We start from the raw sequence: 22,947 nt of genomic DNA, 5'->3' as shown, positions 1-22,947 counted from the left end.
TTTTATATTAAGGTGGAATAAACCGCATTTATTTTACCATATATTACACAATTATGAAAGTAAATAATGAAAGTACTTATTATAATTCATTTTACGACTTTATGTTATGTATTATCTACAATATTATTCAACCTATCCTATCATAATTAAGATTAGAATATCAAATTTCCATGTAAGTTTTTTGGTATATTTTTATTTCGATCTGTATCTAAGATAGCATCTATATTACTGTCTTCTATAAGACATTAATGTTAGCTATCGAGTATATTAGTTTAAACTGTTAAACTTTAAAGTTTTAAAGTATTGACATATCAAACCTGATGATGTATGATATATCCTATAACTTTATAATAACCGTTAGAGATCTATATTTTCATGCCTTGTTTATCAATAACAGTATTATCAAATAGATAACCTTCGCATAGTAACTTGATTCACTAACCAATCATAGAATATAAGAAACTTACCATAGAATGGAGAGACAATCATGATAATCGTAATGAAACCAAATGCTAAGATAGAATCAATTAAACAGGTATTAGCTATTATAGAAGAAAAAGGTCTGAAAGCTCATATATCCGATGGTGCAGAAGTAACCATAATCGGTGTTATCGGGGATAAAAGTCTGCTTGCAGATCAGAACATAGAAATAGTGGACGATGTAGATAGAGTAGTTCCTGTAACAGAAAGCTATAAGTTACCTAATAAGAAATTTCACCCTGAACCATCTGTCGTTAAAGTAGGAAATGTTCTAATCGGTGGAGATCAACTAGTAATTATGTCTGGACCATGTGCTGTAGAAAGCAAGAAACAAGTTCTTGAGACTGCTCATGCAATCAAGAAGGCTGGTGCTTCTATACTTCGTGGTGGTGCTTACAAACCTAGAACTTCCCCATATGCATTCCAAGGTCTTGAAGAAGAAGGTCTTCGTTATATGAAAGAGGCCAGAGAAGAAACTGGTTTACCTGTTGTATGTGAAGTAACAAGTCTTGAAGCAATTGAATCTGCAATTAAATATGTAGATATGCTTCAAATCGGTGCTAGAAATATGCAAAACTTCTATTTACTAAAGGAAGCTGGTAAAACTGGTTTACCTGTATTGTTAAAACGTGGTCTATCTGCAACTATTGAAGAATGGTTAAATGCTTCCGAATACATTATGTCCCAAGGCAATCCTAATGTAGTGCTATGCGAACGTGGTATTCGTACATTCGAGACTGCTACAAGAAATACTCTTGATATCAGCGCGGTTCCTGTTATTAAGGAAAAGAGCCATCTACCAATTATTGTTGACCCAAGTCATGCAACTGGAGTTCGTAGCTACGTAAAACCACTTGCAATGAGTGCTGTCGCTGCAGGTGCTGATGGTCTTATGATTGAAACTCATCCAAATCCAGCAATTGCTTTATCCGATGGTCCTCAATCACTTACTTTCCCTCAATTCGAAACGTTATGTGAAGAGTTAAGACCACTTGCACAATTATTTAAGAAAACATTTTAACTGGAGGTTTCTCAATGGAGGATGTAACTGTTGGCTTTATTGGCTTTGGATTAATTGGAGGTTCTATCGCCAGAGCTCTCAAAACACTAAAAATGAATTATACAATAATCGCTTATAATTATCATAAGGATAGACGTAATTCGAGCTTAGAATCTGCTCTTAGTGATCATATAATAGATAGAATTGATACAAATATATCCGAGGCTTTTAAAGACTGTGACATTATCTTTTTGTGTGCTCCTGTGCTAACTAATATAAAATATTTAAATGAATTAAAAGATATTATAAAACCGACATGTATCATAACCGACGTTGGTAGTGTTAAAGGTAATATTCATGAAGCAATTGCCACTTTAGAGATGGAGGCAAATTTCATTGGTGGACATCCAATGGCAGGTTCTGAAAAAACAGGCTATGAGAATTCCCATGCTAGGTTATTAGAAAATGCATACTATATTTTAACTCCTACCAATCAAACTACAAATGATCAATTAGATTTTTATTATCAATTGGTGAAAGATATAGGTGCTCTTCCACTCATCTTAGATGCTAAGGAACATGATGATATCACTGCTTGTATCAGTCATGTTCCTCATATAATTGCTTCTTCCTTAGTTAATCTTGTAAAGGATTCTGACGATGAGCATGAGAAAATGCGTCTTTTAGCTGCAGGTGGCTTTAAAGATATTACTAGAATTGCATCTTCTTCTTCCGTTATGTGGCAGAACATTTGTCTAACCAATAAGGAAAGTATCGAACAATTTCTTTCAAAGTATATTGAATCGCTTATTCAATTCAAACAAGCATTGGAACATTCGGATGAAGAATATCTTTATAATGCCTTTGAAAGTGCTTCTGAATATCGTAATAATATACCATCTAATTCGTCTGGTATGTTACAAAAATCATTCGAAGTATTCGTTGATATTATTGATGAAGCTGGCGCTATAGCAACAATTGCTACAATTCTTGCAAGCAATAACATTAACATTAAAAATATTGGAATTCTTCACAATAGAGAACACGAAGAAGGTGTTCTTCGAATCGAATTCTATGAAGAAAGTCATAGTATAAAAGCTATCACTCTATTAAAGAAATATCGCTATACCATATATGAACGTTAGTTGATATATACTAAACTGTATACTTTACTAAATATCAATGTAATGATACTTAACTTACGCTCCTGAAAAGTACAAATTATATTAGAAATAGTAGAATTGATTAATAAGTTTAGTAAATACCAGTATTTAATCTAAATAGAAAGGAACCACATTATGATCTTCAAAAAAGTAAATTCATTGCACGGAGAAGTTACCGTTCCAGGTGATAAATCCGTATCTCATAGAGCAATCATGCTTGGTTCCCTCGCAGAAGGTACAACAGAAATCACCAACTTTTTGCAAGGTGCAGATTGTCTTTCTACAATTGCCTGTTTTGAAAAAATGGGCATACATGTAGAAAATAATAAAGTAAGCTCCTCCAATCCTTCGGATACCGTTGTTCGAGTAAAAGGCAACGGCCTTAGAGGTTTAAAAGCACCTAATAGTATATTAGACGTTGGAAATAGCGGAACAACAATGCGCTTAATGTCCGGAATCCTTTCTGCTCAGAATTTTGACGTTACAGTAACAGGAGATTCCAGTATTCAAAAGAGACCAATGAAGCGTATTATCACGCCTTTATCCATGATGGGAGCAAATATTACTAGTGTAAATAACAATGACTGCGCTCCTCTTAATATCGTTGGGGGAAAATTAAAAGGAATTCATTATGATTCCCCTGTAGCCTCAGCTCAGGTAAAGTCAGCAGTTCTTCTCGCTGGATTATATGCTGATAATCCTAGTAGTGTTACAGAGCCTTATGTTTCTCGAAATCATACGGAGTTAATGTTCCGCCAATTTGGCATTGATATTAAGACTTCGGGCACTACTGCTACGGTCTCCCCAGCTACAAGGCTCACCGCTAAAAAAATCATGGTTCCTGGCGATATATCTTCTGCTGCTTACTTTATTGTAGCAGGATTAATTGTACCGAATTCTGAGGTACTGATTAAAAATGTTGGAATCAATCCAACAAGAGATGGAATCATAAAAGTATGTAAACAGATGGGTGCTAATATTACTTTACAGAATATATCTGATAAAAACGGTGAACCAACCGCCGATATTCTTGTTAAATCCAGTGAATTAACTGGTACCACGATTGAAGGTAGTATTATTCCTACATTAATTGATGAATTACCTGTCATTGCAGTATTAGCTTGTTTTGCAAAAGGACAGACGATTATTAAAGATGCTACTGAATTAAAAGTTAAGGAATCCAATCGAATTGATGTTATGGTTCATAATCTCTCCTTACTTGGGGCTGACGTAATTGCCACTGAAGATGGCATGATTATTAATGGCGGCAGAGAACTTCATGGAGCAACAATTGAAAGTAAAATTGATCACCGAATTGCAATGTCATTTGCAATTGCTAGTCTTATGACAGAAGGTGAAACAGAAATCAAACAAGCAGAATGTGTGGATATATCCTATCCAAACTTTTACTCTGATTTATCTGGTCTTGCTATGTAGCAGCCATTTAAATAAATAATTGTGAAATGCTTTTTTATTTCACACTACCTACTTTTTTCTGTACATTGTACAGAATACCTAAATCTCATACAAAAAGACAAGTAGCTCTCACCAAGCTACTTGTTTTTTTGTTTACTCAAAATATTAGATAATTGGTGCATATACCGTGCATTATTGTTTATATTATATATTTTTACATGCATTTTATATTACATTTCATCATTTACTTTACTTAATAATTTTCATACAATAAAATTGTTAATAACTTTTTTACTAAAAACTAGATAAGGAGCTCATATGAATAACAGAACAAAGAAAACGAAATATTTTCTACCTTTCATTCTCATTCTGATGCTTATTTTGCAAACTGTATGTAATAAAACTCCCTCCAAAGAGACAAATTCTCAACCAAAGAAAAGTACAGCTTCTGCCTCTTCAAAAGAATCTAAAAAAAAGACATTTAATACTCTAGCTCTTAAAGATATACCAATTAATACGTCAGTAAAATCAATAAAGAATTATTTATATGAAGCAGAGGATTCAACTCTATCTGGAAATGTGAAATCTAATAAAATATTAAAAGGATATACCGGAACTGGATATGTAGAAGGATTTCAAGCAGATAACACAGATACTTGCACATTTGAAATTGAAATAGATGAATCTGGAGCTTATGACTTGAATTTTAGAAGTGCTAGTTCTGATGGTGGTTCTAAAATCAATTTTGTTGCTCTCGATGGTATGAATATTGGTTCAATAAGCGTAGAAGGAAAAACATTTACGGATTCTAAATTGAATCATATTTATATAAAAAAAGGGAAGCATACGATTTCAGTATCAAAAAGTTGGGGTTATATCTGTTTAGATTCTCTATCTATTACCTCATCAAAATCTCTTGATAAAGATACATTTCATATAGCATCCGATTTAATTAACCCGAATGCAACCACACGCGCTAAAATGTTAATGAAATTCCTTAGTGATACCTATGGTAAATACGTCATATCTGGGCAATATGCTACACTAGGGTTAAATAGTCCTGAATTTCAGCTAATCAAAGAAATATCAGGAAAAGTTCCAGCAATTCTTGGACTTGATTTGATAGAGTACTCTCCTTCTAGAGTCGCACATGGGTCAACCTCCTATGCCATTAATAAAGCGATTAATTTTGATAAAGAAGGTGGAATCGTGACTTTTTGCTGGCATTGGAATCCCCCAAAAGAATATCTATATAATACGGATAAGATTCCTTGGTGGAAAGGATTCTATAAAGAAGGAAGTTCTATTGATTTAGAAAAGATAATGAATGGTGAAGATAAGAACGGAAAAGATCTATTATTAAAAGACATTGATGCTATCGCATTCCAATTGAAACGCTTGCAAAGTGAAAATATTCCAATCCTCTTTCGCCCACTTCATGAGGCAAGCGGCGGATGGTTCTGGTGGGGTGCATCTGGTTCAGAGCCTTATAAACAATTATGGCAACTCCTATATGATCGATTAACTAATTATCATAAGTTGAATAATCTAATCTGGGTATGGAATGGCCAAGATGGTGATTGGTATCCTGGAGATAACTATGTTGACATTATTGCTGAGGATATCTATCCAGGTAAGAATGTAACCTCAACACAAAGTGGTAAATTCAATGACGCACTACATTATACAAAGTCACATAAATTAATTGCCTTATCCGAAAATGGATTCTTACCTGATCCTGATTCTATGTTCTTAGATGATGCTAGATGGTCCTACTTTAGCACTTGGTCAGATGAATTTATCTTAAATACCGCTAGAGATACATCACAACAATACATATCGAAAGAGGCTTTAAAGAAAGTCTATAATCACGACAAAGTCCTTACTTTAGATGAATTACCTGATCTTAAAAATTATCCTATTAACTAATATAAATAAACTGGTTAGGATGTTAAAAGTCTTTTTTCAATTTACTAAGTACTTGATAAAAGCAGATATAAAAAGTGCAAACCCTCACTTTGTTCGTCAAACAGTGAACTTAAGTGAATAAAATTAAACAGTATCATTAGAAGTAATACCGCTATTTAAAATGTAAAACGAATTACATTTTAATAGCGGTATGATAAGCTGAAAGTCATCTATTTATTTAGTACATTAATTTTAGTTCTTTAACTTTCCTCCATGATATAGACAATCATATACTTTATTCTCTTGATAATATATTTCTTCTGAACCGTAAAACCAACTATTATCGCCATCTACATGACTAATATAGGTATAATAACCATTCTGATGAAATTCAGGCCCACGGTATGGTTTATCTATTGGTACTAGCAGTAGTGCTTCTTTAAGAAAATCCCCTGAAAATTGTTCTGACAGAACTCTTCCACAATAATTCATAGTCCAAAATGGTACTTCATTGATAAAGATAGCTTCTTCACCAGCGAATATTTCTCCACCAATATAGGTATCTATATATTTATAGTTACCTTCTGAATACATATAGTCAATCGAATTGGGTCTAGAAGATACCTCTTCCTTATCTCCTTTTCCAGCATAAGTTACTCTCTTTGCTTTACATAAGAACTCAAAAATAGCATCGTCCTCATTTTCTATATTAATCTCCGGTATACATCTGCCTGTACAACTTTCTTCTGTTTTCAGTAAATAATCAATAGACACCTGAAATATATCACTTATATGAATTAATTTATCAATATCGGGAGTTGCCCTCCCAACTTCCCATTTTGCTACTGCTTGCCTTGTTACCCCTAATTTTTCAGCCAAATCTTCTTGCGTGAATCCTCTTTGCTTTCTTAATAATTGAAATTTATTTTGAAAAACCATATTAACTTGCTCCTCCCTATTCGTGGTACCACTTATCTATCTTTTATATGTATATTACTTTGTTATTTCATAGCCATACTAAGAATATCATGTAATTTCAATTATTTCCACCAACCATGTATAGCAATTTAGCAACTATTCGTTGTCAACTTCTATTTCTTCTAGTTACCTCTATAAATACTATATAAATTATCAGCATTGACAAGTATTGTATAATAAAAATAAAACATTAAGAGGATTATATGGATAATAATATCACAATAAAAGAGTGGAAATGTGAATTCAACAAAGATATAACCAATCTCTTATCCACTGATATACACTATATTCCTTCATATAGCATGAAGAATAATTATTTTTTAATCTATACAACTAATAAAATAATCGGTATCGGAGCACTTTGGATGAATGCAATTCATCCATATCGAGAATATATCAGTATTTTCATCTCTCCAACTAATCGTCGGAAAAGTTATGGAAAGCTATTATTTGAATATATGAAAAGTAAATGTACTCTAAATAACCTGCAGACTGCATTTGACTCACAAAATGAGTCAGCAACTCATTTTGCTACTTCCTGCGGATTCCATTTAGCCAGAAAATGTTATATACCTATTTTTAAAAAAGAAGATATGAAAGAATTATATTTTGTTACTGATACTGTTTTAATACCAATGACTGAATTAAATCCTCTTCAAAAAAATACAGTATATGAGACACTATATCAAGATTATATGAGGAAACATAAGTTGATTAATCCTTTATCCAAAAGCATTACAGTAGATAACTTTAAATCTTACATCATTGATGATTTATCCGAAACTGATAGCTATGTAACAGTGAATGAAGATCATATTTGTTCCTACCTACTTTCTTATGAAGTGGATAATCACACAATATCTGTTGGATATATTGGTAACTCAACGAAGGATGAAAGTGGAATTTTACTTTATCAGAAATTTTTATATAACATATTAGATAACTTATATAAAAAATATACCTATTTAGAACTTGAAATTGATGACTGTGATGACGACGCTATGTTATTAAGAGAACTCTTTACCAAACAAGTACACGATTCATGGGATACCTACATAAAGAATTAAAAATAAACTATCTTGGTTTCTTAAGAATATTAATGATTAATCTAACTTCGTACATGTACTATACATACTTACTTTTAGTAGAACTTGTTCATTCTTTGCTGAGAATGAGCAAGTTCTCTGTCTATTCCTTGTATATTCTATCTTTTCACTTAAAGCTCTATAATCGAATTTGCAATATTATTTCCAAACCTGATATCATGCTCTACAAATACCATTGTAGGTTGATACTCTAATATGGCCTTCTCCAATTGCTCTCTAAAATATATATCCATAAAGTTTAGCGGTTCATCCAAGAACAGAAGTTGATTCTTAGCCGCTAAAGCTCTTGCAATATCAACTTTTTTCTTTTCTCCACTACTGTATGTCTCAAGCGGTCGTTCTATATAATCATCTGGTAAATCAAAAATCTTACATAAATGTTTGAATCGTTCAAACTCCTCTTCTTTGAATTTTCCCTCTAAAATAAATCGTTCACGTAAGAATCCATTATTCCATAAAGGCTCCTGATATGCTTCCGAGAGTATTAACCCTTCGCAATATTCTATATTTTCATTAGGTATTCTTTTACTTAAGAGCTGCAATAAAGTACTTTTTCCTGCTCCATTTTTACCACGTATCCAGATGATATCTCCAGGGTAGATTTTAAGTGAAAGTTCATGAAAGAGAATTCTTTCATTATATCCAAAGGATAAATCTTTCACTTTAAGAAACCATCCTTCTTCTAACTTTTCTTGAATTATTTCTAGTTTCTGTGTTGTTTCGTAATTTAACAGTAATGTTTTCTTTTCTTCAATATTACTCAGCACTTGTTTCTCTGAGTTTTTAGCTTGACGCATGAATTTTGCTGCCCTACTTCCATTTCCTCTGTTATGTGTTTTTAATGGATTCTTTTCTTTCTCAGCTGCTCCTGCCCAATTTCTAGCTGTACCAGCCCTTTTCTCTAAAGAAATAATGTCTCGTTCTAATCTGTCTTTTGTACGGAACTCATATTGTTCTTTTTTATCCTTATTTTCTTTCCAAGAGGAATAATTACCTTTCTCAATTGCAATATCTGCTTTGTTAATGGATATTACATGATCGATTACTTTATCTAAGAATTCTCTATCATGTGATACAACTATAAATCCTTTCTTCTTACTTAGATATTCAGCAACAGTTTGTTTTCCTTCAATATCAAGATGATTCGTCGGTTCATCTAAAAGAATAAAGAAATTTTTTCTTAAGAACAATGCAATTAACAGAAATTTTGTTTTCTCACCACCTGATAACGTATCATAATCTTGTTCTAATAATTCTTCTCTTAGCTGCATTCGATTCATTTCCCTTTTGATTCTACTCTCCATCTCATAACCATCTGCATCTAAATATTGTTGTAGAACATTAAGATCTGTTAGATGATCTTCCATGCCTCTTAACCCACAGATATTTTCTTTTATAACATCCATTGTATTGGTATAAGAACATTGATTTTCATATGGAAATATCTCGGTTTGAACGTCTTTCATAATTCTCCCCGTATCTGGAATTAGATCCCCATGGATTAGCTTTAACAAAGTGGTTTTTCCTCTTCCATTTCTACCGATAAGCCCCAATCTCCAATCAGTATCAAGGTTAACAGTAACATTCTCAAAAATTGGTTCATAATATTTTTTATAACTATAACTCATCTCATTTATTAATAATTGTGACATTCTCTTCACTTTTCCTTTCCTGACAATCAATTTCAATTTCAGATTAGCCAGGACGGCGTATTATGAAAATACACAAATAATAATTCTACTATTCATCATAAATGCGCCGATCTGACTAGCATTGTTCTTGGTTACGTAATTTACTAAAAAACATATTTTTATCCCTCACTTTCGTAAACTTAAACAGCAAAAAAAGAGCTCAAGATACAAAATAAGCATAAAAAAATTCTTTGTACAGAAGAATACGTAAAAAGATAACATTTAATATTTGTTATATCTTTCAAATTACAAAGTATAAATAAGCGTGTTAAACCAAATAGCTGCAAATATTAACATCGTAAATTCGTAAAGTAACTTACTTTGTTATCTTTCCTAGCTATCTAACCTTGTAACTACGTATTTGATTAATCTGTAAAAGAATTATTTTCTTAATCTCATTTTATTTCTCAACCTCTTGGTTCATGATTTTATTACCAATTTATTCTAACATCATTGTATGATTATGTCAATCTTTCTTCTATAATCGAATTTACATTTATTATTATATAAACTTCTTATATTAGGTTAATTAATTATCTTACTACGATAATAGTCTAAACTTTTCAGCAATCCTAATCAAATATATTCCTTTTGGAAACCTTAACAGTTCCTCTCTACCAATCATATGTGTTAATATCATCAACGAAAAATAAGTAACTGCAGAAAATATAATACTAATCATTAAGGAAATACTATTGATTGATATCAAAAAATAACATCCCTGATATACCAAATAAGCTACTACTCCCATACCTAAAGCGCATAAAATAGGCATTAAAAAAGTTTGCTTAATCTCTTGCTTATATCCCAATTCCTTTCTGACTGATATACTATTCAGGATGCACATAAGAATCGCATATACAATAGTCACAATCACCATACAATATAAATTTAAATCAGTATAGATAAGTAATGGTATCAATACCAATGTTTGAATTACTAACGATATTCCAGCATTTATAACAGGACGATTCACTTTACCAATGGCTTGTAATATCGCGTTTGATATAGTTGAAATCGCATAAAACAGGACAGTAATACTTAATCCTCTTAACAAGCTAGCAGCTAACATTAATGATTCTTTTTGAGGAAATAATAATCGAACTATTGGTTCCGCCAAAACTATTAAGCCAACTACTGAAGGAATCATGATAATCATTGTTGTTTTAATTGCTTCTGCTATTCTTATATTAGTGGCCTTAAGATTACCTTGCGCGTACATTCCAGCTATCGTTGGTATCATAGCAGAAGATATCGATGCTGCAATTGCTATTGGGATATTTACAATAATAATCGCTTTTCCTGAAAATATACCATACAATGTTGATGCTTTCTCAGATGAGATATTATTTAGATTTGCATATAGTTTAAGATATACCGTCTGATTTAAAAAAGTATTAAAATTGTAAAGGAACGTACTTAATATCACAGGTGTAATCATCAATATAATAATTTTAAATATACTCTTATAGGGTAATGCATATTTGGTATCATCTTGTTCCATTCTACTCTTTATAAAAGATTGATTCATCTTGTAAACAAATAACATAAAAATCAATGCAATCATTACTCCTGAACCTGTGCCAATTGCACTACCTATTGCACCATACACAGCTTTTGTAGTTCTATCTGCATTAGCAACTGTACTCATAAGAAGATAAGCTGCCAATATACTAACTACAGCATTTAATATTTGTTCAATAATCTGTGATACGGATGTCTGCATCATAGTTTTATGAGCTTGAAAATAGCCTCGCAATACACCAAGGATACCAGAAAGAAATATGGTTGGTGCAAATACTTTTAATACCATGCTAGATTGTTTTCCTACAAACCAACCCGACCCAATAAATGTTATAATACTAGCTATTCCACCAACTACGGTCACATATATTATTCCGGCAATAAATATTTTCTGGGCATTACGATATTCTTTCATTGCTAGACGCTCAGCAATCACTTTCGATATTGCAGATGGAATACTATAAGACGAAATTAATAACACCGTTGCATATATTTGATAAGCGGTATTGTAATAACCGTTTCCTTCATCACCAATTATTTGAGTTAGTGGACTTCTATATAAGACTCCAATTATTCTACATATGATACCGACAATTGCTAAGATTCCAGCTTGAGCTAAAAAACTATTTTTCTTTTTTCCTGCCATATTTCATCCTACTTTTCCTTAAAATCGTGCACCAATATTATATACCATATTACCATCATATGGTATCCTATATTTTCTCATCCTCTAGTCTCCTAACATGAATGCTTTGATATACCTGTTCGCACAACCTTAAAAACGTTTCTTTATCACATCCTCGTATTGCTGCTTCACTTGTTAATAGATCAAGTTCGCTTACGAGTCTCTCACTATAATCGATATTTGATTGATATCTTGGGCTTATTTTTGCTCCATGCCTACGCTCAATCGTGATAAATCCTTCTTTCTTAAGTAAAGCATATGCCTTGTTCACTGTCATTGCATTAATCCCAATGTCATTCGCAAGCGATCGCACAGTTGGAAGTTGTTCTCCTATTGCTAATTGGCCTTTTCCAATTCCTTTTACAACCTCGTTTCGTATTTGAAGGTAGATTGGAATCTCGCTTTCAAAATCTAATTTTATAATCATTATATATTCCTTCCCTTCAATTTTGGAATTGTTTTTATTTTATAATGTTGTTTTATTTTTGCAACTCTAGCATATGTTTTAATTGTGTATAAACTGCTTTTGTTTTCGCTATTTCATCATCATTTACTATGACAATACCCTTATCGGTAGTAATAACAACATAAGCCTTATGTTTGCTAGCAACATACATCCTACACTTTCCATAAGTATCTAATTTAAAGTTCCCAGTCATATAGGTAAACGTGCCTGTTCCCCATGTACGAGTTCCATGAGGGAGCTTCGTAATTAAATCAACATTTTGAATAGATTCTATTGATATCTGATTAGAATACATCGGTCCATATACTTCAACCACTTCTTGATTTACACTTAATTCTACTAATTTATGATTATGATCTAACCATGCTGGGTAGATAAAGTAGTAAGATAACAGCAAGAATACACCACCAAAGATTGCTCCAAAAAATATCTTCGCACCTGGTCTTGCCATATTTATAGTCATACCATTATTCGAGTCAATGAAAAGCCTTGTATCATAAGGATTGCGATAGATAGAACCCAATAAAGTATATTTCCAATATGTCTCTGCCTGATTATCATATTGTGTTGTACTCTGTAACATATTATTTTTATAGTTTCTATATTTACTAACACTATTAATTGCTAAAAAGACTAAAAAAGTTAAGACAATTATAAATCCAAGCCAAACAAAAGTTAACATTTTTGGTGTTGCATATTCAAATACTCTTACTGCTAGCATAATAAAGGCATCCATTAAAACTACATAAAATAAGAATAAGGAATAATAGTATCTTTGCATCTCATTCACATTTCTATTTTTATCATGGTCATCACAATAAGTTTTATTTGGCAATCGTCTTAGAAGAAAATATCCTAGCACTCCCATGCCTAATAAGAATATAGAACTTATACTTAGTACAGATAATCCCTGACCTTTCCATTCATCATAACTTAATGCAAGAAATTGCATTAAGATTGGTATCAGAAAGTAACCCATCGGTAACATCGCTTCTGTAATCTGCTCATTTAATCCTAAATCGATATGAACTACTTTTTCACTGCTTATTTCCCAAAGTTCCTCTTTCTTAATCCTAAGTATAGACTGCCTAGCTTTGTTCGCTTCTTTATATAAAAGATACATTGGCAGAAAAGCAGTTAGTACTAGATATATGATTTTATATAACATTGGTATTGGTAGTAAAAATATCACTGATGTCAGAAGCATAATCCATCGTAAACTAACTAATTTCTGTTGAAACTTAGTTATTATCTCTTGAATATTCATTTTTCTTTTCTTTTCATCTGGGACAAATACTGTGAATAACCTCTTCGCTTTCATATCAGACTCCATATGATATGAATATAAGAAACTAATCCACCATATATAATGTATTGCTAGAAAAACAATTGTAAGTATCCAATCTTTTGAGTCCATTGTAGCACCTCTTTCTGGAACGATATATAATTACCATCGTATCCCTATTTAAGTATTATTTGTATTATATATACTAATACAAATAATACTTAATTGCAAGACTTTCAATCAATTTAATATAATTCTAATGATTCGAGGGTCTTGCATAAGAACGTAAAAAAATAGAGGCTAAACTATTAGTCTCTACTCTTTTTTGATTATTTACCTTCTTTTATTATTTCATCATCTGTAATAAACATTGCATCCCCAAAACTAAAGAAACGGTAACGTTCCTTAACAGCTTCTTCGTATGCTTTTAATATAGTATCTCTACTCGAAAGTGCAGATACTAGCATTAATAAGGTCGACTCAGGTAGATGGAAATTCGTAATTAAGCAATCTAATACTTTGAACTTATAACCTGGATAGATAAAAATCTCTGTATTTCCACTGCAAGCCTTTACATATCCATTTTCATCGGATGCCGATTCAATAGTTCTACAACTTGTTGTTCCGACAGCTACGATTCTTCCACCATTTTTCTTAGCATTATTAATCTTATCTGCTTCTTCTTGTTCTATTTGATAGAATTCAGAGTGCATATGATGCTCTAGAATATTGTCTACTTTTACTGGACGAAATGTTCCTAGCCCTACATGAAGTGTAACATTTGCAATCGTTACCCCTTTCTCCTTAATCTGCTCTAATAATTCCTTTGTAAAGTGCAGACCTGCAGTTGGAGCAGCTGCGGAGCCTTCATATTTCGCATATACAGTCTGGTAACGATTCTTGTCCTGCAATTGATGTGTAATATATGGAGGAAGTGGCATCTGACCTAACTGATCAAGAATCTCTTCAAAGATTCCCTCATACGTAAATTGTACGAGACGATTTCCTTCCTCAATAATATCAACTACTTCTGCAGTTAATAAACCATCACCAAAGATAATCTTTGTTCCAATCTTTGCTTTCTTCCCTGGTTTTACAAGGCATTCCCAGATATCATTATCTTGGCGCTTTAATAATAACAATTCCACTTTTGCCTTTGTTTCTTCTCTTTCACCTATTAATCTAGCTGGAATTACTTTCGTATTATTGATAACTAAGCAATCATTTGGGCGTAGATAATTTATAATGTCTCGGAATATTTTATGTTCATATTCACCTGTATTTTTATTAAGAACAAGTAATCTTGAACTTGAACGATCCTCTAATGGATCTTGTGCGATAAGTTCCTCTGGTAAATAAAAATCAAAATCTTTTAATGTCATTTTTCTTCATGCCTTTCAATTTTAGATGACTAATAAAAAATCTATTGGATAGAGAAGTAGGTTTAAATCGCTTTAATGTCCGCAATCTTCCATACCCTTTAATTCTTATTCTCATCTACATACTTTCATTATTATAATGTAATTTCTTATAAAAATCTACTATTTTTGCTTATATTATAATACTTAGAGGGGACTCGTTACAATAATTTTTATACTTAATTATATTCAAAAGATACCAAACGCTTATTTTTTTATAAAAAAATGAGACTGTGCACTCTGACACAGCCCCTTTATAACAGTTATTCTAATGCAAAACTTTCCTTAAATCAGACACTAACTTTTTTATCTAACATATATCCAGTTCCAAAATATGTGATAATTGTAAAGCAAATATAATATAAGCAATCCAAAATAATTTTTGTTTGTGTATAATTAATTTGATCTCCAATCGTTGTTCTTACTATAAGACCAAATAGATAGTTTAGAACTACAAAGATTATAAAACTCACAACACCTTTAAATTTCTTATTTGCTAAAAATGTAGTACTTAAAGTAATTGAGAAAAACGCTACTGTAATAATAGAAATCCAATTAAGTAATACATTAAAAAATGCTAAAAATACATCTGATCCATTAATATCATAAGCAATAACAGCAGAAATTAGTTTTCTCACTTTATCTGTAATCTCTGCTAAAGAGGAGTATTTTGCAACTAAGATTGAAAAATCTACTGCACTAACTGCTAAGAATAATAACCCAACAGCTATTACTTGAATTCCTGCACTTAATACTTTTGCTCCAATAATACTGTATGTTGACTTAGGTACTAAGAACAACATGTAACTACATTTTTCTTTTAAATCCTTGGAAAAAGTAATGATTGACTCATAAGCAACAAAAATTAATGATGCAAATGAGAGCATTGTTAAAAGAAATACTGATGTTCCTAATACATTTTCATTATCAAAAATAACACTATATCCAAAAAGTACTTCCACTAAACCTAATAATGCTAAGATGACGCCCTTTGAAAAGGCCTGTTTTCTAAATTCATATTTCATTAACTTTAACATATTTCATATCCCCCTTACGCGTAAATCTCTTTATAGAGATCTACAATTGATTTACCATGTTCTTCACGTAATCTATCTGCATCGCCAACTAATACAACTTCACCTGTCTTGATGAATACTGCATGATCAATAATTTTCTCTAATTCATCTACTAAATGGCTTGAGATTAAAATTGATGTATTATCATTTGCTACTTCTAAGATTGTATTAATAATCTTTTCTCTTGCAATGATATCAATACCATTAAGAGGTTCATCTAACATATATAGTTCTGCTTTTCTTGCAAGTGTAGCTGCAATCTTTAGCTTAGCTGCAAGACCAGAGGATAATGTTTTTGCTTTATCTTTCATATTTAGATCCATCTTCTGGATCAAATCTTCATATCTTGCCATATCAAAATCTTTAAAGAAATCTTGATAATATTTACCTACATCTGCAATCGTCATATAACTATAGAAAAATGGTTCTGTAGACATATAGGCAACTTTTTCTTTTGATTCAATTCCAATTGGTAGGCCTTCATAGGTAATTGTTCCATTCGTTGGTTTTACAAGGCCTGCTGCCATTTTCATAAAAGTAGTTTTACCACTTCCGTTAGGTCCTAATATGGCATAAATTCTTCCTCTTTCTATTGAAAGGGAAATATTTTTGACAGCTGTTTTTGTCATATACTTCTTAACAAGATTTTTACTTTCTAACATCATAATGCTCTCTCCTTCATTAACTTAATAGTGACATTTTAACATAATATGGATTAGTTTCCATTATAATTACATTAAAATTATATTAATTTATTTATCTTGATTTTGAATCAAGGTAATTATTTCTTCTTTTGAATACCCAATCTGCATCATTCCACTCATAAAATTATCTAATAAATTACTAGCCATTTCTTTTTTAATTTCCACTAGGATATCTTTATCTTCTGTAATAAATGTTCCTATTCCTCTTTTTGTATAGCATATTTGGTCTGCTTCTAATTCTTTATATATTCTTGCTGCGGTATTCGGATTGATTTTATATTTATACGCAAGCTCTCTCGCAGATGGTAATTTATCACCAAGGCTCAATATTCCGGACACGATTTCTGTTTTTATATCATGAATCACTTGCACATAAATTGGAATATTGGTATCAAACTCCATAAATCAGTCTCCTTTCTTAATAGTTTTCTATTTTTCTAGTTCCATAGTTAGATAGTACACTACATCAATGTAAATGTCAACTACTTTTTGAAAATTTTAGTAGAGTTTTTTTTAGCTAAATAGTAAAATGTATAATAACACATACTAATTAACACATTTAGCTATCCTTATCATTATTAATTTACATTACAACTCACTAATTATAAGAAAAGGGGTGGATGATATGCCTGTTACTACTTTTGCTGCAATCGATGTTGGTTCTAACGAATTATCCATGAAGATCTTTGAATTTACTAAAAAGAACGGTATAAAGGAATTAGAACAAGTACGCCATACCATTGAACTAGGTTCTGACACTTATACATATGGTAAGATAAGTCATGAACTAGTAGAAGAAGTATGTGATGTATTAATTCAATTCTCACAAAAAATGAAGGAATACAGTGTTGTTGAGTATACTGCCTGCGCTACAAGCGCCATTAGGGAAGCCTCCAACTATATTATGATTCTAGATCAAATCAAATTAAGCTCTAATATTCATGTAAAAGTATTAAGCAATTCTGAACAGCGTTTCTTATGCTACAAAGCAATTGCATTACACGAAGCAGAATTTAATAGAATTATTGAAAAAGGGACTGCCATTGTAGATATTGGTGCTGGAAGTATACAGATTTCTTTATTTGATAAGAAATCACTTATCACAACGCAGAACATTCGGTTAGGTTCCTTGCGTATTCGAGAACTCTTATCTGATCTCGAGAATAAAACTTCTAATTACTATAGTCTAATCTCAGAGTACATTGATACCGATATGCTTACTTTTAAAAATCTTTTCTTAGATGATACTAAAATAAAAACGATAATCGCGGTAGGTGATTATGCTGGTGAAATTCTTCGGTATGCCAATCAATCGCTACCATCTGACACTGACTCAATTCAAAGTGATACATTTGAAACAATCTATTCTACATTATTGCAGAAACCTATAGATGGCATCAGTAAACTACTAAACCTTCAAAAAGAACAAGCCGTTTTACTTCTTCCAACCTTTATGATATATCATAAAATGTTCCGTGAAACAAAGGCAGAGGTTATGTGGTTTCCAGGCACCACTCTATGTGATGCACTAGCTGCAGATTATGCTAAAAAGAAAAATTTTATTAAACCAACGCATAACTTTACGGATGATATCCTTTCGGCAGCTTCCAATATTGCAAGTCGCTATCAATGTAATACCGTCCATAACAAAAACGTTGAATATATAGCACTGAATGTGTTTGATCGAATCAAAAAACTGCATGGACTTGGAAAACGGGAACGTTTATTGCTTCAAATTGCCGTCATTCTTCATGATTGTGGTAAATTTATAAATATGAATGATGTTAGTAATAATTCCTATAACATTATCATGTCTACTGAAATAATAGGAATCTCACACCTTGAACGCGTGATGATAGCTTATATGGTAAAGTACAGTATTAATAACTTACCAAGTTATAATGCTATCAGTATGTCCTGTGATAAAGAAACCTATTTAAAGATTAGTAAATTAAGTGCAATCCTAAAAATAGCAAATGCAATGGATAAGAGTCATAAACAAAAATTTTCTGATATTCAATTAACACTAAAGGATAATTTATTAGTGATTACTGCTAAGACGATTAGAGATATTACGTTAGAAATGGGGCTATTTGAAAGTAAAGCAGATTATTTCGAAGAAGTATATGGAATTCGACCAGTTCTAAAACAGAAAAGGAGTATCTAACTATGGCTAATGATAATAAAAGTGAATTTAATAAACCTGAATACTTCACCAACAGAGAACTTAGTTGGATTGATTTTAATTATCGTGTCTTAGGTGAAGCAAAAGACAAATCCAATCCACTTTTTGAACGATTAAAATTTTTAAGCATTACTGCTTCTAACCTTGATGAATTTTTTATGATTCGAATCGCCTCCTTAAAGGATATGGTTAATGCTGGCTATACCAAAAAAGATATCGCTGGCCTTAATCCCGAACAACAATTGAAAATTATTTCAGAAAAAGCGCATGAGTTTGTGAATACTCAATACAATACCTATAATCGTTCTTTACTACCCTTATTGAAAAATCAAAATATCACTATAGTACCTCATTATGAGAATTTAACTGATATCCAAAGTAAATATGTTGACGACTACTTTATGAATGATGTCTATCCTGTGTTAACGCCAATGGCCGTAGATTCCTCAAGACCTTTTCCTCTTATAAGAAATAAAACTTTAAATATTGGTGCCTTAATTCGTGAAGAGAAGGATTCCGAAGAATATGATTTCGCAACGGTTCAAGTGCCTAATGTATTACCTAGAATTGTTCCAATCCCATCTTCTAAAGATTCAGATATAACATTTATATTATTGGAACAAATAATAGAGAAAAATATTCATAAACTGTTCCTAAATTATGAAGTCATCTGTGCCTATCCTTATCGAATTATGAGAAACGCTGATCTCTCGATTGATGAAGATGAGGCTGCTGATTTATTAAAGGAGATTCAAAAACAACTTAAAAAGAGGCAATGGGGTGAAGTAATACGACTCGATGTCGAAGATAACATTGATAAAAGGTTACTCAAGATATTAAAAAAAGAGCTTCATGTGAAAGATCACGATATTTTGAAAATGAACGGTCCACTTGATTTTACTTTTCTTATGAAATTATTCTCCCTTGATGGATTTGATCATTTAAAACATACCAAATATATTCCCCAACCTGTCAAAGATTTAAATCACGAAGAAGATCTTTTTACCCAAATTCGTAGAAAAGATATTCTACTCCATCATCCATATCAGACCTTTGATCCTGTTGTAGACTTTGTAAAGCAAGCTGCATTAGATCCAAATGTGCTTGCAATTAAGCAAACACTTTACAGAGTTAGTGGCAATTCACCAATCATCACTGCGTTAGCAGATGCTGCAGAAAATGGAAAGCAGGTTTCTGTATTAGTTGAATTAAAAGCTAGATTTGATGAAGAAAATAACATCAACTGGGCCAAAAAATTAGAACAATCAGGTTGCCATGTTATCTATGGATTATTAGGTTTAAAGACACACAGCAAAATAACGCTAGTTGTTCGGAAAGAAGACGATGGGATCCGACGTTATGTACATCTAGGAACAGGCAATTACAATGATTCTACTGCAAAACTATATACTGACCTTGGACTTCTCACCTGTTCTAAACCAATTGGAGAAGATGCAACTGCTGTCTTTAATATGCTCTCCGGTTATTCAGAACCCCTTACCTGGAATAAACTCTCCCTAGCGCCTCTATGGTTACGAGATAAATTCTTAGAACTCATTCACAGAGAAACGGAACATGCTAGAAATGGTAAAAAGGGACATATTATCGCAAAAATGAACTCACTATGTGATAAGTCCATTATTAGTGCTCTCTATGAAGCTTCAAATGCGGGTGTTAAGATTGAACTTATCATTCGAGGCATATGTTCTGTAAAAGTGGGTATTCCTACAATAAGTGAGAACATTACGGTTCGGTCAATAGTTGGAAACTTCTTAGAACATTCAAGGATCTTTTATTTTCTAAATGGTGGATATGAAGAAGTATACCTTGGTAGTTCTGATTGGATGCCAAGAAATCTCGATAAGCGTGTTGAGATACTATTTCCTGTAGAGGCACAAAGTTTAAAAGCAGAAATAATTGATATTCTAAAGATTGAGTTAAAGGATACCGTAAAAGCTCATGTATTAACTGCGGAAGATACCTATGAGAAAGTAGATAAGAGAGGTAAGAAAGCCTTGGATTCACAAGAATACTTCTGTCAGAAAGCAATTAAGGAAGCTAGTACTTCAGATGATGTCTATAATAAGAGGGTGTTTGAACCGTTGATTCATGAGGAATAGTGGGTTTTAATTGTTAGATATTGTTCATGATAACATCAGCCTTTGGAGGTGTTCTATAATAGAATAAGACTGGGTGGGCATAGGACTTCATTTCTTTTCTTGGATATTTCTAAATTTATTTTGATTTGGTAAAACAGATATAGGAAGCTCGAACTCCTCATTCTTCGTCAAACATCGAGCTTCCTATATCTAAACCAAATAAAAATGAATTAAGAACTATCACAAGAAAGGAAAAGGCGTCCTATGCCCACCCAGTCTTATTCTATTATATACTACTTTTGGGGGCTGATATTATCTATGGGATATATTTAACTATAGTATTTTCCCAGCCAGATAATTAATGAATTGCTGTGCTGTTCTGCCAGACATACCTCCATGGCTTAGCTCCCACTTGTTTGCTTCTTTGCATAATTCTTCATCTGACATTGGTATCTTATGTTTATGGGCTAATTCCAGTACGATTTTATAATAATCTTTTTGATTTGGTGCGGAATAGTTAATTGTAATTCCGAATCTTGCGACAAGGGATAACTTCTCTTGCATTGTATCAGAACGATGTAATTCTGTATCCATATCACTTCGATCATTCCATGTTTCCTTAATTAGGTGTCTTCGATTGGAAGTTGCATAGATTAAGACATTGTCTGGTTTCGTTTCTAGACCGCCTTCTATGACTGCTTTTAGGTACTTATACTCTATTTCAAATTCTTCAAAGGATAGATCATCCATATAGATAATAAATTTATAATTACGATCTTTAATCTGAGCAATTACGGAGGACAAATCTTCGAATTGATGCTTATAGATTTCAATCATTCGAAGTCCCTTAGAATAGTATTCATTAAGGATTGCTTTTACACTAGTTGATTTACCAGTTCCACTATCTCCGAATAATAAAGCATTATTCGCTTTTCTTCCTTCAACAAAGGCTTCGGTATTCTCTACTAATTTTTGTTTTTGTATTTCATATCCTACAAGATCATTCAGATAGATATCTTCTGTATTCGTGATTGGATATAGAACTGGCTCATTATTCTCTTTTTTAAGTCGAAAAGCTTTATTTAAGCCAAATTTACCAACTCCGTATTCTTTATAAAAGTTCGTAACTACTTGAAAGATTTCTTCTTCATCTTTTGCTTTCGCGATTCTATTGCTTAAGTCTCTTACTTTATCACTGACGTTTTTATTATAACGTTTACCATTCTTTTCAATTGCTTTATAATTTTGAATAATGCGAAAGCAATCAATAGCTAGTAAAGTTTCAATTTCTGAGAAATCATAATGGAACAGGTTTTTAAATATTTTAAAATCACTTTTAGCAAAGGAATTTACAGAACCCTCTTTTGCTCCTACTTTCTCACATGTGATACTAAAAGGATTTTCATTCATTGCTAGCAGATACGCCAAATAGTTTTGCCAAAGATTCTCATCGAATCCATACTTGGTAGCTACATCAAGTAAACGATTGATTTGTTCATAGATTCGTTTCACAAATTCTTCTTTTCTAATCTCATCAATGCCTTGCTTATAATCCTGATTATTATTTTGTCTACTTTCTTTCTTAACTTCTTTAAATATTTCTGCTAATTGAAATAAGATACTGTCTCTACCTAAATTCTTATATACTACTAATTTTGCTGTCTGCTGATACATACTTATTCCTTCTTCCTTTTATTATTTGCAAATAAACTTCCTATAAAAACTTATACTATACTTGATAATCTAACATCTGAATTCATCAA

The 22,947-nt window shown here is 31.9% G+C and carries 17 protein-coding genes; 7 read left to right on the top strand and 10 right to left on the bottom strand.

Features of this window, described 5'->3' with window-relative positions; translation table 11 throughout:
• Positions 1–487 precede the first annotated feature (487 nt).
• From aroF to bsdtb5_RS08485, 4 genes are all read left to right on the top strand, one after another.
• Positions 488–1,501 carry a 3-deoxy-7-phosphoheptulonate synthase gene (gene aroF / locus bsdtb5_RS08500; RefSeq protein WP_271715596.1) on the top strand — a complete coding sequence of 338 codons (1,014 nt, stop codon included), beginning with the start codon at positions 488–490 and terminating at the stop codon, positions 1,499–1,501.
• Positions 1,502–1,515: 14 nt separating this feature from the next.
• Positions 1,516–2,625 (top strand): prephenate dehydrogenase, encoded by a 1,110-nt coding sequence (locus tag bsdtb5_RS08495; protein WP_271715595.1) that lies wholly within the window; start codon positions 1,516–1,518, stop codon positions 2,623–2,625.
• A 153-nt stretch (positions 2,626–2,778) separates the two neighbouring features.
• Positions 2,779–4,080: a 3-phosphoshikimate 1-carboxyvinyltransferase gene (aroA, locus tag bsdtb5_RS08490; RefSeq protein WP_271715594.1), complete on the top strand. Its 1,302-nt coding sequence runs from the start codon at positions 2,779–2,781 to the stop codon at positions 4,078–4,080.
• 297 nt (positions 4,081–4,377) lie between these two features.
• Positions 4,378–5,988: a glycosyl hydrolase gene (locus bsdtb5_RS08485; RefSeq protein WP_271715593.1), complete on the top strand. Its 1,611-nt coding sequence runs from the start codon at positions 4,378–4,380 to the stop codon at positions 5,986–5,988.
• A 231-nt stretch (positions 5,989–6,219) separates the two neighbouring features.
• On the opposite strand, the gene bsdtb5_RS08480 is transcribed toward bsdtb5_RS08485, so the two are convergent.
• Entirely contained in the window at positions 6,220–6,906 is a 687-nt protein-coding gene (locus tag bsdtb5_RS08480) for a DUF5680 domain-containing protein (RefSeq protein WP_271715592.1), read from the bottom strand.
• Between the two features lie 242 nt (positions 6,907–7,148).
• Between bsdtb5_RS08480 and bsdtb5_RS08475 the strand changes: the two genes are divergently transcribed.
• Positions 7,149–8,012, top strand: a complete 864-nt coding sequence (locus tag bsdtb5_RS08475; protein WP_271715591.1) for a GNAT family N-acetyltransferase — start codon at positions 7,149–7,151, stop codon at positions 8,010–8,012.
• A 149-nt stretch (positions 8,013–8,161) separates the two neighbouring features.
• On the opposite strand, the gene abc-f is transcribed toward bsdtb5_RS08475, so the two are convergent.
• The 8 genes from abc-f to bsdtb5_RS08435 form a co-directional block, all read right to left on the bottom strand.
• Positions 8,162–9,703 carry a ribosomal protection-like ABC-F family protein gene (gene abc-f / locus bsdtb5_RS08470; protein WP_271715590.1) on the bottom strand — a complete coding sequence of 514 codons (1,542 nt, stop codon included), beginning with the start codon at positions 9,701–9,703 and terminating at the stop codon, positions 8,162–8,164.
• 580 nt (positions 9,704–10,283) lie between these two features.
• Positions 10,284–11,912 (bottom strand): putative polysaccharide biosynthesis protein, encoded by a 1,629-nt coding sequence (locus bsdtb5_RS08465; protein ID WP_271715589.1) that lies wholly within the window; start codon positions 11,910–11,912, stop codon positions 10,284–10,286.
• 67 nt (positions 11,913–11,979) lie between these two features.
• Entirely contained in the window at positions 11,980–12,378 is a 399-nt protein-coding gene (locus bsdtb5_RS08460) for a GntR family transcriptional regulator (protein WP_271715588.1), read from the bottom strand.
• Between the two features lie 52 nt (positions 12,379–12,430).
• On the bottom strand, positions 12,431–13,834 hold the full coding sequence (locus tag bsdtb5_RS08455) for a PH domain-containing protein (protein ID WP_271715587.1): 1,404 nt from the start codon (positions 13,832–13,834) through the stop codon (positions 12,431–12,433).
• Between the two features lie 197 nt (positions 13,835–14,031).
• Positions 14,032–15,084 carry a tRNA preQ1(34) S-adenosylmethionine ribosyltransferase-isomerase QueA gene (queA, locus tag bsdtb5_RS08450; RefSeq protein ID WP_271715586.1) on the bottom strand — a complete coding sequence of 351 codons (1,053 nt, stop codon included), beginning with the start codon at positions 15,082–15,084 and terminating at the stop codon, positions 14,032–14,034.
• Positions 15,085–15,410: 326 nt separating this feature from the next.
• Positions 15,411–16,157 carry a hypothetical protein gene (locus tag bsdtb5_RS08445; RefSeq protein ID WP_271715585.1) on the bottom strand — a complete coding sequence of 249 codons (747 nt, stop codon included), beginning with the start codon at positions 16,155–16,157 and terminating at the stop codon, positions 15,411–15,413.
• Between the two features lie 14 nt (positions 16,158–16,171).
• Positions 16,172–16,861 carry an ABC transporter ATP-binding protein gene (locus tag bsdtb5_RS08440; protein WP_330611983.1) on the bottom strand — a complete coding sequence of 230 codons (690 nt, stop codon included), beginning with the start codon at positions 16,859–16,861 and terminating at the stop codon, positions 16,172–16,174.
• Positions 16,862–16,948: 87 nt separating this feature from the next.
• Positions 16,949–17,302, bottom strand: a complete 354-nt coding sequence (locus bsdtb5_RS08435; protein ID WP_271715584.1) for a GntR family transcriptional regulator — start codon at positions 17,300–17,302, stop codon at positions 16,949–16,951.
• A 223-nt stretch (positions 17,303–17,525) separates the two neighbouring features.
• Between bsdtb5_RS08435 and bsdtb5_RS08430 the strand changes: the two genes are divergently transcribed.
• Entirely contained in the window at positions 17,526–19,067 is a 1,542-nt protein-coding gene (locus tag bsdtb5_RS08430; protein WP_271715583.1) for a Ppx/GppA phosphatase family protein, read from the top strand.
• A 2-nt stretch (positions 19,068–19,069) separates the two neighbouring features.
• Positions 19,070–21,205: an RNA degradosome polyphosphate kinase gene (locus bsdtb5_RS08425; protein ID WP_271715582.1), complete on the top strand. Its 2,136-nt coding sequence runs from the start codon at positions 19,070–19,072 to the stop codon at positions 21,203–21,205.
• Positions 21,206–21,517: 312 nt separating this feature from the next.
• Here bsdtb5_RS08425 and bsdtb5_RS08420 read toward each other — a convergent pair whose 3' ends face one another.
• Entirely contained in the window at positions 21,518–22,858 is a 1,341-nt protein-coding gene (locus tag bsdtb5_RS08420; RefSeq protein WP_271715581.1) for an ATP-binding protein, read from the bottom strand.
• Positions 22,859–22,947: the final 89 nt, after the last annotated feature.

The sequence above is a fragment of the Anaeromicropila herbilytica genome (genome assembly GCF_016591975.1).
Taxonomy (GTDB): Bacteria; Bacillota; Clostridia; order Lachnospirales; family Lachnospiraceae; genus Anaeromicropila; species Anaeromicropila herbilytica.
This window is presented reverse-complemented; position numbering and strand designations above follow the sequence as displayed.